This window comes from Citrobacter sp. (genome assembly GCF_050252275.1).
Lineage (GTDB): Bacteria > Pseudomonadota > Gammaproteobacteria > Enterobacterales > Enterobacteriaceae > Citrobacter_A > Citrobacter_A amalonaticus.
Genome location: NZ_JBFWLF010000085.1, coordinates 1 through 15,287 on the forward strand (window position 1 = coordinate 1; position 15,287 = coordinate 15,287).

General features: G+C 53.7%; 13 protein-coding genes and 2 pseudogenes. 9 read left to right on the forward strand and 6 right to left on the reverse strand.

What is annotated here, in order from left to right:
• From AB7E14_RS09420 to roxA, 4 genes and pseudogenes are all read left to right on the forward strand, one after another.
• Positions 1 to 229, forward strand: a pseudogene (locus AB7E14_RS09420) (hypothetical protein); the annotation flags it as partial.
• A gap of 18 nt (positions 230 to 247) precedes the next feature.
• Positions 248 to 919, forward strand: coding sequence for a two-component system response regulator PhoP (gene phoP, locus AB7E14_RS09425; protein ID WP_043000951.1), 672 nt, complete (start codon positions 248 to 250; stop codon positions 917 to 919).
• On the forward strand, positions 919 to 2,382 hold the full coding sequence (phoQ, locus tag AB7E14_RS09430) for a two-component system sensor histidine kinase PhoQ (protein ID WP_428169485.1): 1,464 nt from the start codon (positions 919 to 921) through the stop codon (positions 2,380 to 2,382). Before phoP ends, phoQ begins: the two co-directional genes overlap by 1 nt.
• 96 nt (positions 2,383 to 2,478) lie before the next feature.
• Positions 2,479 to 3,600 (forward strand): [50S ribosomal protein L16]-arginine 3-hydroxylase, encoded by a 1,122-nt coding sequence (roxA, locus tag AB7E14_RS09435; protein ID WP_316962228.1) that lies wholly within the window; start codon positions 2,479 to 2,481, stop codon positions 3,598 to 3,600.
• 103 nt (positions 3,601 to 3,703) lie between these two features.
• Here roxA and pepT read toward each other — a convergent pair whose 3' ends face one another.
• The gene (gene pepT, locus AB7E14_RS09440) at positions 3,704 to 4,930 is read right to left on the reverse strand and encodes a peptidase T (RefSeq protein WP_316962227.1); all 1,227 of its coding nucleotides are present in this window, start codon (positions 4,928 to 4,930) and stop codon (positions 3,704 to 3,706) included.
• Positions 4,931 to 5,302: 372 nt separating this feature from the next.
• Here pepT and potA point away from each other — a divergent pair, with 372 nt between their 5' ends.
• From potA to potD, 4 genes are read left to right on the forward strand one after another with little or no spacing between them, the layout of a single operon-like run.
• Positions 5,303 to 6,439: a spermidine/putrescine ABC transporter ATP-binding protein PotA gene (gene potA / locus AB7E14_RS09445; protein WP_316962226.1), complete on the forward strand. Its 1,137-nt coding sequence runs from the start codon at positions 5,303 to 5,305 to the stop codon at positions 6,437 to 6,439.
• Positions 6,423 to 7,280, forward strand: a complete 858-nt coding sequence (gene potB, locus AB7E14_RS09450; protein ID WP_043000956.1) for a spermidine/putrescine ABC transporter permease PotB — start codon at positions 6,423 to 6,425, stop codon at positions 7,278 to 7,280. Before potA ends, potB begins: the two co-directional genes overlap by 17 nt.
• On the forward strand, positions 7,277 to 8,068 hold the full coding sequence (gene potC, locus AB7E14_RS09455) for a spermidine/putrescine ABC transporter permease PotC (RefSeq protein WP_054176609.1): 792 nt from the start codon (positions 7,277 to 7,279) through the stop codon (positions 8,066 to 8,068). Before potB ends, potC begins: the two co-directional genes overlap by 4 nt.
• On the forward strand, positions 8,065 to 9,111 hold the full coding sequence (gene potD / locus AB7E14_RS09460; protein WP_044254924.1) for a spermidine/putrescine ABC transporter substrate-binding protein PotD: 1,047 nt from the start codon (positions 8,065 to 8,067) through the stop codon (positions 9,109 to 9,111). The genes potC and potD overlap by 4 nt, the downstream gene beginning before the upstream one ends.
• 35 nt (positions 9,112 to 9,146) lie before the next feature.
• Here the strand turns inward: potD and cobB are convergent, their stop codons facing one another.
• The 5 genes from cobB to lolC form a co-directional block, all read right to left on the reverse strand.
• Positions 9,147 to 9,968, reverse strand: a complete 822-nt coding sequence (cobB, locus tag AB7E14_RS09465; protein ID WP_043000959.1) for a Sir2 family NAD+-dependent deacetylase — start codon at positions 9,966 to 9,968, stop codon at positions 9,147 to 9,149.
• A gap of 15 nt (positions 9,969 to 9,983) precedes the next feature.
• Positions 9,984 to 10,895: an N-acetylglucosamine kinase gene (gene nagK / locus AB7E14_RS09470; protein ID WP_316962225.1), complete on the reverse strand. Its 912-nt coding sequence runs from the start codon at positions 10,893 to 10,895 to the stop codon at positions 9,984 to 9,986.
• Between the two features lie 89 nt (positions 10,896 to 10,984).
• The gene (lolE, locus tag AB7E14_RS09475) at positions 10,985 to 12,229 is read right to left on the reverse strand and encodes a lipoprotein-releasing ABC transporter permease subunit LolE (protein WP_316962224.1); all 1,245 of its coding nucleotides are present in this window, start codon (positions 12,227 to 12,229) and stop codon (positions 10,985 to 10,987) included.
• The gene (lolD, locus tag AB7E14_RS09480; RefSeq protein WP_043000962.1) at positions 12,229 to 12,930 is read right to left on the reverse strand and encodes a lipoprotein-releasing ABC transporter ATP-binding protein LolD; all 702 of its coding nucleotides are present in this window, start codon (positions 12,928 to 12,930) and stop codon (positions 12,229 to 12,231) included. Before lolD ends, lolE begins: the two co-directional genes overlap by 1 nt.
• Positions 12,923 to 14,122: a lipoprotein-releasing ABC transporter permease subunit LolC gene (gene lolC, locus AB7E14_RS09485; RefSeq protein WP_316962223.1), complete on the reverse strand. Its 1,200-nt coding sequence runs from the start codon at positions 14,120 to 14,122 to the stop codon at positions 12,923 to 12,925. The genes lolD and lolC overlap by 8 nt, the downstream gene beginning before the upstream one ends.
• A gap of 251 nt (positions 14,123 to 14,373) precedes the next feature.
• On the opposite strand from lolC, the pseudogene AB7E14_RS09490 reads away from it, so the two are divergent.
• Positions 14,374 to 15,287, forward strand: a pseudogene (locus AB7E14_RS09490) (acyltransferase family protein); the annotation flags it as partial.

The following is a 15,287-nucleotide window of genomic DNA, read 5'->3' on the forward strand; positions in this document are numbered from 1 at the left end:
TTCATTCAGTGCCCGCCAGATGGGGCATGAAGATGCTCGCATGGAGTGTGAGGTTTATTCTACGTGGATTGGTGACATGACCCAGGACCAGGTCAGCCTGCGGAATAATCAAATGCCAACAGCATTGCTCCAGGGATTATCCCAAGGGCGGGGCCTGATAAAAAAGTCATTTAATTTCATTGTGCTGGTTTCAACTTACATAATCAGCGTTAAACTATTCATACCGTAAATAGAGTGAGAAAAGATGATGCGTGTACTGGTTGTTGAGGATAATGCGTTATTACGTCATCACCTGAAAGTTCAGCTTCAGGATGCCGGACATCAGGTTGACGACGCCGAAGATGCCAAAGAGGCCGATTATTACCTTAACGAACACCTGCCTGACATCGCTATCGTCGATTTGGGTCTTCCGGATGAAGATGGACTTTCACTGATCCGCCGCTGGCGGAGCAATGACGTTTCTCTCCCGGTTCTCGTCCTCACCGCCCGTGAAAGCTGGCAGGACAAAGTGGAAGTGCTGAGCGCAGGTGCAGATGATTACGTCACCAAGCCGTTCCATATTGAGGAAGTCGCCGCGCGGATGCAGGCGCTGATGCGCCGTAACAGCGGCCACGCTTCGCAGATTATCTCTATTCCGCCTTTTCAGGTTGATCTCTCGCGCCGCGAACTCTCGGTCAATGATGAAGTGATCAAACTGACCGCGTTTGAGTACACCATCATGGAAACGCTGATCCGCAATAATGGCAAAGTGGTCAGCAAAGACTCGCTGATGTTGCAGCTGTATCCGGACGCCGAGCTACGTGAAAGCCACACTATCGACGTGCTGATGGGCCGCCTGCGTAAAAAAATACAGGCGCAGTATCCGGATGAAGTCATTACCACTGTGCGGGGTCAGGGATATCTTTTTGAATTGCGCTGATGAATAAACTGTTGCGTCATCTTTTTCCGTTGTCACTGCGCCTGCGTTTTCTGCTGGCCACCGCAGGCGTAGTGCTGGTGCTTTCTCTGGCCTATGGCATGGTTGCGCTGATCGGCTACAGCGTGAGTTTCGATAAGACCACGTTTCGTCTGCTGCGCGGCGAAAGTAATCTCTTTTATACGCTTGCAAAATGGGAAGGTAATAAGATCCACGTCGAACTTCCCGAGCACCTCGACATGCAGAGTCCCACGATGTCGTTGATCTATGATGAGAACGGCAAACTGCTGTGGGCCCAGCGTAACGTCCCTTGGCTGGTCAGACTGATTCAGCCCGACTGGCTGAAAAGTAATGGTTTTCATGAAATAGAAGCCGACATCAGCGCCAGCAGCTCGCTGCTCAATGACGATCACTCCGTTCAGGAACGATTGAAAGAGGTTCGGGAAGATGACGACGACGCCGAAATGACCCACTCGGTAGCGGTTAACGTCTACCCGGCTACCGCGCGCATGCCACAACTGACGATTGTGGTGGTAGACACCATTCCGATTGAGCTTAAACGCTCGTATATGGTCTGGAGTTGGTTTATTTATGTGCTGGCTGCCAACCTGTTGCTGGTCATTCCCCTGCTCTGGGTGGCGGCCTGGTGGAGTTTGCGCCCCATTGAGGCACTGGCTCGTGAGGTGCGCGAACTGGAAGAACACCACCGCGAACAGCTTAACCCTGCAACGACGCGGGAGTTGACCAGCCTGGTGCGTAACCTGAACCGCCTATTGAAAAGCGAGCGCGAGCGTTATGACAAATACCGCACCACGCTGACCGATCTCACCCACAGCCTGAAGACGCCGCTCGCCGTGCTGCAAAGTACGTTGCGTTCGATGCGTAGCGATAAGATGAGCGTCAGCGAGGCAGAACCGGTAATGCTCGAACAGATCAGCCGGATTTCACAGCAAATCGGCTACTATCTGCATCGCGCCAGTATGCGCGGCGGGGGTGTCCTGCTGAGCCGCGAGCTGCATCCGGTCGCACCTCTACTGGATAATCTCACCTCGGCGCTGAACAAAGTGTATCAGCGTAAAGGCGTGAACATTAGCCTCGATATCTCACCGGAAATCAGCTTTGTCGGCGAGCAGAACGATTTTGTCGAGGTGATGGGCAACGTGCTGGATAATGCCTGCAAGTACTGTCTCGAGTTTGTTGAGATTTCTGCCCGCCAGACCGACGATCATCTGTACATCGTGGTGGAAGATGACGGTCCAGGGATCCCACTCAGCAAGCGCGATCTGGTCTTTGACCGCGGTCAACGCGTGGATACGATGCGTCCGGGGCAAGGGGTCGGGTTGGCCGTGGCGCGAGAAATTACCGAGCAATACGATGGCAAAATCGTTGCCAGCGACATCCTGCTCGGCGGTGCACGTATGGAAGTCATTTTTGGACATCAACAGCCGGGGCCGAAAGACGACTAAACCAAAATGTAATAAATATGAGCCAACTGCACGCATCTGGTTAAGCATCCGTTATAATCGGTGACAGATACCCGCCCCAGCCTGTGGAAGCTCAATATGGAATACCAATTAACACTCAACTGGCCCGAATTTCTTGAACGTCACTGGCAAAAACGCCCAGTGGTGTTAAAACGCGGCTTTAGTAACTTCATCGATCCCCTCTCCCCTGACGAACTGGCAGGGCTGGCGATGGAAAGTGAAGTCGATAGCCGCCTGGTAAGCCATCAGGATGGCAAATGGCAGGTAAGCCATGGTCCGTTCGAAAGCTATGACCATCTCGGCGAGAATAACTGGTCGTTACTGGTGCAGGCGGTGAACCACTGGCATGAGCCAACCGCCGCGCTGATGCGCCCCTTCCGCGCCCTGCCTGACTGGCGTATCGACGATCTGATGATCTCATTCTCGGTCCCTGGCGGCGGCGTAGGTCCCCATCTCGATCAGTATGATGTGTTTATCATTCAGGGAACCGGTCGTCGTCGCTGGCGCGTGGGTGAGAAGTTGCAGATGAAGCAGCACTGCCCGCATCCGGACCTGCTGCAGGTCGATCCTTTTGAAGCCATCATCGATGAAGAACTGGAGCCGGGCGATATTCTCTACATTCCGCCAGGATTCCCGCATGAAGGCTATGCGCTGGAAAACGCGATGAACTATTCCGTCGGTTTCCGCGCGCCAAACACCCGTGAACTGATCAGCGGGTTTGCCGACTACGTCCTGCAACGTGAGCTGGGCAGTACTTATTACAGCGACCCGGACATGCCGTCACGTGAGCATCCTGCTGACGTCCTGCCGCAGGAGATGGACAAACTACGCACTATGATGCTGGATCTGATTAATCAGCCGGAGCATTTTAAACAGTGGTTTGGCGAGTTTATCTCCCAGTCGCGTCATGAACTGGATATTGCGCCACCGGAGCCGCCATATCAGCCTGATGAAATCTACGATGCCCTGAAACAAGGCGATGTGCTGGTGCGTCTGGGGGGGTTACGGGTACTGCGTGTGGGGGATGACGTTTATGCCAACGGCGAGAGAATTGATTCTCCGCACCGTCCGGCGCTGGAAGCCCTTGCCAGCCATATCGTGCTGACAGCAGAGAACTTTGGTGACGCGCTGGAAGATCCATCGTTCCTCGCGATGCTGGCAGCCCTGGTTAACAGCGGGTACTGGTTCTTCGAAGGGTAGCATTGAAACGATGCCGGATGGCGGCGCTAACGCGTCTTATCCGGCCTACGGTTCACATGTCCTGTAGGCCAGATAAGCGTCGCGTCAGCCGGCATCAACCACGCTACGACCGCTTCGCCGTTAATTCGGCAATCCGCACAATCACCTGCACCGCTTTTTCCATCCCTTCCAGCGTCACAAACTCATGCTTGCCATGATAGTTGTAGCCGCCGGTGAACAGATTCGGGCACGGTAATCCCATGAAAGAGAGCTGTGCGCCGTCGGTACCGCCGCGAATCGGCTTCATATCTGGTTGAATATCGCAGTCACGCATCGCCTGCTGTGCGATATCCAGAACATGCGGATGCTCAACCACTTTTTCGCGCATATTGTAATAACTGTCTTCAATCACCAGTTCAATATAGCAATCCGGATGCAGCCCCTTCCCGACCTTCCTGGCAATCTCCATCATCTTACGTTTGCGCGCTTCAAACTGTTTGCGGTCGAAGTCGCGAATGATGTAGTGCATATCGGCGCGATCCACGGTGCCTTTCATGCTCGCCAGATGGTAGAAGCCCTCATATCCTTCGGTCATTTCCGGGCTTTCATCCGCAGGAACCTCGGCGTGAATGCGCGCCGCCAGCGATAATGCGTTGACCATCACGCCTTTTGCCGTCCCCGGATGCACGTTATTGCCGACGATTTTGATATTCACCGAAGCGGCATTGAAGTTCTCAAACTCAAGTTCACCCACGCCGCCGCCGTCGACGGTATAGGCCCATTTGGCGTCAAAGGCTGCTACATCAAAGTGTTTCGCCCCTTTGCCCACCTCTTCGTCCGGTGTAAAAGCGACGCGAATATCGCCATGTGGAATATTTTTATGCTTCAGTACCGCCAGCGCGGTCATGATTTCCGCCACACCCGCTTTGTCGTCCGCCCCCAGCAGCGTTTTGCCGTCGGTGGTGATCAGCGTTTGACCAAGCAACTGATGCAGCACCGGGAACATCACCGGCGACAACACTTCATCGCCAATGCCCAGCGCGATATCACCGCCGCGATAGTTCTCCACGATCTGCGGATTCACGTGCTTACCGCTGAAATCCGGTGAGGTATCCACATGGGAAATGAAGCCAATAGCAGGGATATCGCCAGGGACATTCGCCGGCAACGTTGCCATCAGCGTCCCTTTGTCACTTAATGTCACATTGACCAGATCCATCTCTTCGAGCTGCTGTTTGAGCAAATTTAATAACTTCCACTGTCCCTCGGTACTGGGAACCTGTCTCACACCCGCTTTCGATTGGGTATCCAATGAAACGTAGTGTAAAAAACGCTCAAGTAGTTTATCCATGCAGTCACCCTCACTATTTGTGACAACATTATCAGTAAGCCACAAAAGACAAATATTGCGTCAGGTCACTTTTATCCCCGCAAACGAGAATATTTCGCTTCCGGACCCCTTTATTCAGGAAATATATCCACAAAAGCGTACAGGATGCATCGCGGCGGCAAGCGCATGAATCCCCCAGGCGCGAACAAACCGTACGTGACTGGGGTATGTGAGTGCAGCCTACAAACAGGCAGTCTGAAGGATGAAGTGTAGAGTAATTAGCAACAAACATTGGCGATGACAACGGTTTGCCGTAGAATTACGGCCCTCATTAAGAGTCACCAAGGTGGTCAACCACAAACCCCGCATCGGTCAGCCATCCGTTGCGTCTACATGGGACAGAGTAAAAAATTGAATAAACAACCGCGTTCGCTTTCACCGCTGGTTCTTTTGTCAGGTATCAGCAAAAGCTTCGATGGAAAAGAGGTCATTTCTGAACTGGATTTGACAATCAATAATGGCGAGTTCCTCACGCTGCTTGGCCCTTCTGGCTGCGGTAAAACAACCGTTTTGCGCCTGATTGCCGGTCTGGAAACCGTAGATTCCGGGCACATCATGCTCGATAACGAGGATATCACTCACGTACCGGCAGAAAACCGTTATGTGAATACCGTCTTTCAAAGCTATGCGCTATTCCCCCACATGACTGTTTTTGAAAATGTGGCCTTCGGTTTGCGTATGCAGAAAACCCCTGCAGCCGACATCACGCCACGCGTACTGGAAGCCCTGCGGATGGTGCAACTGGAAGAGTTTGCCCAGCGTAAACCACATCAACTTTCCGGCGGCCAACAGCAGCGCGTAGCGATTGCCCGTGCGGTGGTCAATAAACCCCGCCTGTTGCTGCTGGATGAATCCCTCTCCGCGCTGGACTATAAGCTGCGAAAGCAGATGCAGAACGAACTGAAAGCCTTGCAGCGTAAGCTCGGCATCACGTTCGTGTTCGTGACGCACGATCAGGAAGAAGCCCTGACCATGTCCGATCGCATCGTCGTGATGCGCGATGGGCGCATCGAACAAGACGGCACGCCGCGTGAAATTTACGAAGAGCCGAAAAACCTGTTCGTCGCCGGATTCATTGGCGAAATCAATATGTTTAACGCCACGGTGATCGAGCGTCTGGACGAACAGCGCGTTCGTGCTAACGTCGAAGGCCGTGAATGCAATATCTACGTCAACTTCTCCGTTGAGCCAGGACAGAAACTGCACGTTCTGTTACGCCCGGAAGATTTGCGCGTGGATGAAATCAACGATGACAACCACATTGACGGCCTGATCGGCTATGTCCGTGAACGTAACTATAAAGGTATGACGCTGGAGTCGGTGGTTGAACTGGAAAATGGCAAGATGGTGATGGTCAGCGAATTCTTCAACGAAGATGACCCGGACTTTGACCACTCTCTCGACCAGAAAATGGCCATTAACTGGGTAGAAAGCTGGGAGGTCGTACTGGCTGATGAAGAACACAAGTAAATTCCAGAATGTGGTGATTGTCACTATCGTCGGTTGGCTTGTGTTGTTTGTCTTTCTGCCCAACCTGATGATCATTGGCACCAGCTTTTTGACCCGCGACGATGCCAGCTTCGTCAAAATGGTCTTTACGCTGGACAACTACGCGCGCCTGCTCGATCCGCTCTATTTTGAAGTGCTGTTGCACTCGTTGAATATGGCGCTGATCGCCACCCTCGCCTGCCTCGTGCTCGGCTATCCATTTGCCTGGTTTCTGGCGCGACTGCCAGAGAAAGTCCGCCCACTGCTGCTGTTTCTGCTGATTGTTCCCTTCTGGACCAACTCGCTGATCCGCATCTACGGGCTGAAAATTTTCCTTAGCACCAAGGGCTATCTGAACGAGTTTCTGCTTTGGCTCGGGGTGATCGATACGCCGATGCGCATTATGTTTACCCCGAGCGCAGTCATTATTGGTCTTGTGTATATCCTGCTGCCGTTTATGGTGATGCCACTGTATTCCAGCATTGAAAAACTCGACAGACCGTTGCTGGAAGCGGCAAAAGATCTGGGTGCCAGTAAATTGCAGACCTTTATTCGGATCATCATTCCGCTGACCATGCCAGGGATTATTGCGGGCTGCCTGCTGGTAATGCTGCCCGCGATGGGACTGTTCTACGTCTCCGATCTGATGGGCGGCGCGAAAAACCTGCTGATCGGTAACGTAATTAAAGTTCAGTTCCTCAATATCCGCGACTGGCCGTTTGGTGCCGCAACCAGCATTACCCTGACGATTGTGATGGGCCTGATGCTGCTGGTTTACTGGCGCGCCTCCCGATTGCTGAACAAAAAGGGAGAACTCGAATGATCGGTCGTCTGCTTCGCGGCGGTTTTATGACCGCCATCTACGCATACCTGTATATTCCGATCATTATTTTGATTGTGAACTCCTTTAACAGCTCGCGCTTTGGCATTAACTGGCAGGGCTTTACCACCAAATGGTATGGCCTGCTGATGAACAACGATAGCCTGCTGCAGGCGGCGCAACATTCGCTGACGATGGCGATTTTTTCCGCAACGTTCGCCACCGCTATCGGGTCGCTAACGGCCGTGGCGCTGTATCGCTACCGTTTTCGCGGCAAGCCGTTCGTCAGCGGGATGCTGTTTGTGGTCATGATGTCGCCGGATATCGTGATGGCGATTTCACTGCTGGTGCTGTTTATGCTGCTGGGCATTCAGTTGGGCTTCTGGTCACTACTGTTCTCACATATCACCTTCTGCCTGCCTTTCGTGGTTGTGACGGTCTATTCGCGGCTGAAGGGGTTTGACGTGCGGATGCTGGAAGCAGCAAAAGATCTGGGTGCCAGCGAAATGACTATCCTGCGTAAAATCATTCTGCCATTAGCGATGCCAGCAGTCGCCGCTGGCTGGTTGTTGAGCTTTACCCTGTCGATGGACGATGTGGTGGTTTCGTCGTTCGTCACCGGGCCGGGTTATGAAATTCTACCGTTGAAGATCTACTCAATGGTGAAAGTCGGCGTTTCACCGGAGGTGAATGCGCTGGCGACCATTCTGTTGGTGTTATCGCTGGTTCTGGTGATCGCCAGCCAACTTATTGCTCGTGATAAAACTAAAGTTCAGGGGACGTTAAAATGAAAAAATGGTCACGCCACCTGCTCGCGGCAGGCGCTCTCGTCATGGGAATCAGCGCTGCGCACGCGGACGACAGTAAAACACTCTATTTCTACAACTGGACCGAGTATGTTCCGCCAGGACTGCTGGAACAGTTCACTAAAGAGACCGGCATCAAGGTTATTTACTCGACCTACGAGTCGAATGAAACCATGTACGCCAAGCTCAAAACGTACAAAGACGGCGCATATGACCTGGTCGTGCCATCGACTTACTATGTCGATAAAATGCGTAAAGAAGGCATGATTCAGAAGATTGATAAGTCGAAGTTATCCAACTTCAACAATCTCGATCCAGAGATGCTGAACAAGCCGTTCGATCCCAACAACGACTACTCCATTCCGTACATCTGGGGCGCGACGGCCATTGGCGTGAACAGCGACAGCATCGATCCGAAAACCGTCACCCGTTGGGCTGACCTGTGGAAACCGGAATACAAAGGCAGTCTGCTGCTGACCGACGATGCGCGCGAAGTGTTCCAGATGGCGCTGCGTAAACTGGGCTATTCCGGCAACACCACCGATCCTAAAGAGATTGAAGCAGCCTATAACGAGCTGAAAAAGCTGATGCCTAACGTTGCCGCGTTTAACTCTGACAACCCGGCGAATCCATATATGGAAGGCGAAGTGAATCTGGGGATGGTGTGGAACGGCTCTGCCTTCGTCGCCCGTCAGGCCGGTACGCCGCTGGAAGTGGTCTGGCCGAAAGAAGGCGGGATCTTCTGGATGGACAGCCTTTCGATTCCGGCAAACGCCAAAAACAAAGAAGGCGCGCTGAAGTTGATCAACTTCCTGCTGCGCCCGGACGTGGCGAAGGAAGTGGCGGAAACCATCGGCTATCCGACGCCAAACCTGGCGGCACGTAAGCTGTTAAGCCCGGAAATCGCCAACGATAAATCACTCTATCCGGATGCAGAAACCATCAGCAAAGGCGAATGGCAGAACGATGTAGGCTCCGCCAGCACAATTTACGAAGAGTATTATCAGAAGCTAAAAGCAGGACGCTAATCCAGCAAAAGGCCCGGAAAATCCGGGCCTTTTTATTACAAACCTTTCAATAACTTCTCCACAAACTCAGGTACAACCTGGCTTGCCGGACCGTAATATTTCTCTTCAAACTCACTGCCGACCTGGCTTGGTTCCAGATTCAGCTCAACCGTATGCGCGCCATGCAGCTTCGCTTCGTGGACAAAACCAGCCGCCGGATAAACGTGTCCGGAGGTGCCGATGGCGATAAAAACGTCCGCCATGGCCAGCGCCATATAGATTTCATCCATCCCGAGCGGCATCTCACCAAACCACACCACGTGCGGACGCAGCGGCGCAGGAAACTGGCAGCAGTGACATTTATCTTCCGGCGTCACATCGCCCGTCCACTCCAGAATTTGTCCGCTCTGCGAGCAGTGCACTTTCAACAGCTCGCCATGCATATGGATGATGTTCTGGTTACCCGCCCGCTCATGCAAGTTATCGATATTCTGTGTCACCAGCAAAAAGCGGTCGCCCAATGCCTCTTCCAGCTTTGCCAGCGCGATGTGCGCCGGATTAGGCTGGATTTCAGGCTGCTGCAATTGCCGACGGCGGGCATTATAGAATGACTGCACCAGCGCGGGATTACGGGCAAAGCCTTCCGGCGTCGCCACATCTTCAACCCGGTGTTCTTCCCACAGTCCATCAGCGGCGCGGAAGGTACGAATACCAGACTCCGCGGAGATCCCTGCCCCTGTAAGCACCAAAACTCTTGGTTTTTCCATCACTTCCGGTACCACTCTGTCTCTGAAAAAGATCCGTTGACGAAGGCGTTCGCGCAGATGGCGTTTGTTTTTCCGAAATCGACTTAACCGATGACCCCGACGCGACAGCATAGCAACCTCTTTTGATTAATCGGTAAGATGTAAGAAGGCAGCACCACGCATCCCACCGGCATCACCATGTCGTGCTCGCTCAATGCGGGGCACTCGTGCTACAGGCAGCAGATGACGCGGCAGTCTGTCCGCCAGATCGGTGGTAATGGCGGTAAAATTCGACAATCCGCCACCGATGACGACCAGATCCGGGTCGACAATGGTCAGGATATTTCCCAGACACACCGCCAGCAAATCCAGATAACGCTCAACATGCGCCCGCGCCTGTTCATCGCCTTGCTCCCACAGTGAAATGATTTCAGGCGCCTGTAACGGTTGATGATAATAATGCTGATACAACCAGGCAAACCCTCGCCCGGACAGATAATTTTCAATACAACCGAGTTGACCGCAGCCACAGCGGCGCAACGGGAAATCGAGCCCCATCAGGGTGAGCGCATCGACCGGCAGACGCATATGACCAAACTCGCCGGTAATGTAACTGCGCCCGGTAATCGGTTTTCCGTTGAGGATTAAACCGCCTCCCACCCCGGTGCCCAGAATCAGGCCCATCACCAGCGGATAGCGGGTGAATTCATCATCCCAGGCTTCAGACAAGGCAAAACAGTTTGCATCGTTGTCGAGACGAACGTCGCGATCAAGGCGCGCGCTAAGATCGGCGCGCAGGGGTTTGCCACTGGCAGCAGGGACATTCGCGGCATACAGCGTGCCATCGTCGGTTGCCGGCATTCCGGGGATACCAATGCCCACCGAACCTTTCACGCCAAAACGCTGGTCGGCTTCCGCCACCAGCCCGCAAACGGCCTCTAAAAAAGCGTCATAGCTTTCGCGCGGCGTGGGAACTCGCTTTTCCCACTGTAATTTCCGCTCGTTGTCAAAGACGCCTAGCGCAATTTTTGTCCCACCAATATCAAACCCGTAATACATTGCCGCTCCTTGTTTTATACACTTCATCCTTCAGGTGGCCGCTGTTCTGGTCACAGGGAGGTTGTTGTGTATCTCTCACGCAATTATGGTTACTGGCCGCTAAGTACTCTTGCAGGATCGATGTTACTGGCGCGCCGCGCCGGATACCAACTCGCCAACAAACTCAGCAACAGTGCGGTGACCAGCACATAAATCACATCCAGCCAGTGCAATTCGGATGGCAGGAAGTCGATAAAATAGATATCCCCGGAAAGGAACTGATGGCCGATCAGCGTTTCGATGCCGTTAATGATTGGCGTTAGCTGTAGCGAAACCACCACACCAATGACCATGCCGATCAGGCTGCCGAACAGTCCTGCCAGCAAACCGTACCAGACAAAAATGGCGCGGATCAGGCCATCTTTCGCCCCCAGCGTTCTTAATACCGCAATATCGCCACTCTTGTCTTTTACCGCCATCACTAATGTTGAGACAATGTTAAAACAGGCGACACCGATCACCAGCACCATCGCCAGATACATAATGGCGCGAATCATCTGGATATCGCGGTACATATAGCCATAGGTGCCAATCCAGCTCTTGATGTAAACATAGCTGTTGGTCACTTCACCAGCATCACGCACCAGTTTGTTAGCGTTGAAAACGTCGTTGACCTTCAGCGCAATGCCGGAAACCGTGTTGTTCATCTCCAGATACTGCTGGGCATCGGCCATCGGGATCATCGCGAAGCTGTGATCCAGTTGACCGCTTAACTGCAAAATGCCAGCAACGTGTAGCCGCACGCGTTTCGGCTGCATCAGCTTATGATCGGCATTTGAATTGGGGATCATGATGGAGACCCAGTCCCCCTGCTTCACCTTCAGCGCGTCTGCAACGCCCTTACCGATAATGATTTGTTGTTCACCAGCTTTAAAATCAGCCCAGGCGTTATTCTGCACAAACGAGGGCAGCGCGCTCAAACGCTGTTCCTGCTGCGGATCCACGCCTTTTACCTGAATAGCGCGCAAATTCGCCCCGCTCTCCACCAGTCCGGTAAAGTTGATGTACGGCGCCGCGGCGGTAATACCCGGCACCTTTTGTACCTTCTCCAGCGCGTCGCGCCAGTTGGTCCACGGTTGATTAACCGCCTCAATCTCGCCGTGCGGCACCACAGCCAGAATACGGTTGTTCAGCTCACGCTCGAAGCCGTTCATCGCGCTCAGGCCGACGATCAGAACCGCCACCCCCAGCGCGATACCGATAGTCGAGATCACCGAAATCAGCGATACCATACCGCTGCGCCGCCGTCCCCGGCTAAAGCGCAGACCGATTAATAACGATAAAGGCGAGGCCATTACTCCGCCCCCATCAGGCTCAGTTCTGCCGTCAGGCGTCCGTCACGCATTTCCAGTTGGCGACTCATGCGCTTCGCCAGTTGCAGATCGTGGGTGACGACCAGAAACGCGGTGCCCTGCGAGCGGTTCAATTCGCCCAGAAGCTGGAAGATGCTGTCGGCGTTGCGCGCATCCAGATTACCCGTTGGTTCATCCGCCAGCACCAGTCGCGGGTTGTTGACCAGCGCGCGGGCAATCGCCACACGCTGACGCTCACCGCCGGAGAGTTCAGACGGACGATGGCTGGCACGATGATCCAGCCCTACTGCTTTCAGCATTTCACGCGCTCGTGCGTTAATTTCAGCCGGTTTGTGTTTGCCAATCAGCAGCGGCATCGCCACGTTTTCCAGCGCGGTGAAATCCGGCAGCAGGTGGTGGAACTGATAAATAAAGCCGAGCTTCTGATTACGCAGCTCCGCTTTCGCCGCCGACGACAGTTTACTCATCGGCTGACCGCTAAAAATGACATCGCCGGAGGTCGGGGTATCCAGCCCGCCCAGCAGGTGCAACAACGTACTTTTGCCGGAGCCGGAGCTGCCGACAATCGCCATCATTTCGCCTTCGCCCACGCTGAAGCTGACATCGTGCAACACGTCGGTTTGCACGGAACCTTCCTGATAGCGTTTGCACAGTTTGTCGCATTGCAACAGGATCTTATTCATAACGTAAAGCCTCAGCGGGTTGAGTGGCGGCAGCGCGCCAGGAAGGATAAAGCGTGGAAAGTAGCGCGATGGCCATTGCCACCAGCGCAATGACGATGACCTGCAGCGGCTCGATCGCCACCGGCAGCGCCGCACCATCCAGCAGGATACCGATCACCGGCATCAGGGTATTGAGCTGACTGGCCAACAGCGCACCCAGCGCGGCACCCAGCAGTGCGCCAATAATCCCGGCGCTGGCCCCCTGCACCATAAAGACCATCATGATCTGTCGCGGCGTCAGCCCCTGCGTTTGCAAAATAGCCACTTCTCCCTGCTTCTCCATCACCATCAGACCCAACGAGGTAATAATATTGAACGCGGCAACCGCTACGATCAGGCTCAACAGCAGCCCCATCATGTTCTTTTCCATCCGCACGGCCTGGAACAGCTCGCCTTTACGCTCGCGCCAGTCCTGCCATCTCGTCCCTTCCGGCAACGTCTGCTGACTGAGCGAGTCCACCTTCAGCGGCTCATTCAGCCACAAACGCCAACCGGTGATATTCCCGGCCGGGTAGCGCATGATGCGCGAGGCGTCCTGAATATTGGTCAACATCTGGTAACCATCGACTTCGCTGTTCGCTGCAAAGGTGCCGATCACGGTAAACAGACGCTGGCTTGGCAGACGGCCCATCGGCGTGAACTGACTGGCAGACGGCACCATCACGCGGATCTGATCGCCACGATTGACCCCCAACTGGCCTGCGAGCTGCTCACCAAGGATGACATTATACTTGCCTGGCTGCAGATCGGTTTGCTTCACATTGACCAGATACGGCGTAAGCGGATCTTTTTGTGCCGGGTCGATACCCAACATCACCCCGACCGCCACGCTGCGCGCGCTTTGCAGCACGACATCGCCGGTTGTCAGCAGCGCAATACGATTGACACCGTTCAGTTTTACAGCGCTTTCCGGCAGTTGCTGTGGATTCAGAGAGCCTTGTTCCGCAGAAAGGATGGCCTGGGGCATCAACCCCAGGATGTTATTTTGCAGTTCACGTTCAAAACCGTTCATCACTGACAAAACCGTGACCAACGCCATCACCCCAAGGGTAATGCCGATGGTGGAAAGCCAGGAGACAAAGCGACCGAAGCGATCTGCTGCACGCCCGCGCATGTAACGCAGGCCGATGAATAGAGCGACAGGTTGGTACATGAAATCCGTCTGGTTGCTGTTAGCAAAGTCACGAGTATATAAGCGAAAGCCGCATGGGTAAACGCCTGAACCGTAAGTGTTCGTCAGTACACAGATGAAAGGGATCCACCGCGTGACAAGCGCAGGATACCGTCCTCGCTGACCCTGATCCTTTTCTTAAAAAAATCAAAAACAGAATGTTACGCATTACAGCGCCAGAGTCACCCCGCAGGATCACAGGCTATGTTGAATAACGCGAGCGCACTGTCCTGATGAAAAAGAAAGAACTATGGATTAATAAAATCAAAGGGTTATGTATCTGTCTGGTCGTCATCTATCACTCAGTCATCACCTTTTACCCGCATCTGACCCACTTCCAGTTGTCCCTTTCACAGCTGCTGTCGAAATGCTGGGTTTACTTTAATCTCTATCTCGCCCCGTTTCGCATGCCGGTATTTTTCTTTATCTCGGGCTTTTTGATTCGCCGCTATATCGACAGCGTGAGCTGGAAAGAAAGCGTTAATAAGCGAATCTGGAGTATTTTCTGGGTGCTGGCGCTGTGGGGAGTGGTCCAGTGGCTGGCGCTCAACGCCCTGAACAACTGGCTGGCACCGTCACGCGATCTGCTTCATGCGTCCAACGCCGCTTACGCCAGTTCCGTTAGCCAGTTCCTTCACGGCATGCTGACTGCCAGCACCAGCCTGTGGTATCTGTATGCGCTCATTGTCTATTTCATAGTCTGTAAAGTGTTCAGCCGCTGGGCCGTGCCGCTGTTCGCCCTGTTTGTTGTACTGAGCGTGACGGTCAACTTTGCTGCCACCCCGTGGTGGGGAATGAACAGTGTGATCCGCAACCTGCCGTATTACAGCCTTGGCGCCTGGTTTGGCGTCCCGCTGATGGCAGGGATTAAAGAAGTGCCGTTGCGCCGATATGCGCTGCCCTGCGCAGCTGCCTTCGTGCTGGCTATCGCCGCATGGCTGTTTAACGTCTCATTGCTGCTGTCGTTGGTCTCTATTGTGCTGATCATGAAGCTGTTTTATCAGTATGAGCAGCGCTTCGGTATGCGTGAATCCAGTCTGCTTAACGTGCTCGGTTCGAATACTATCGCGATTTAAACCACGCATCGCATTCTGGTCGAGGCGTTCAGCCTGCAGCTGATCCCACAAATCAATGCCGCCGTCTGGAC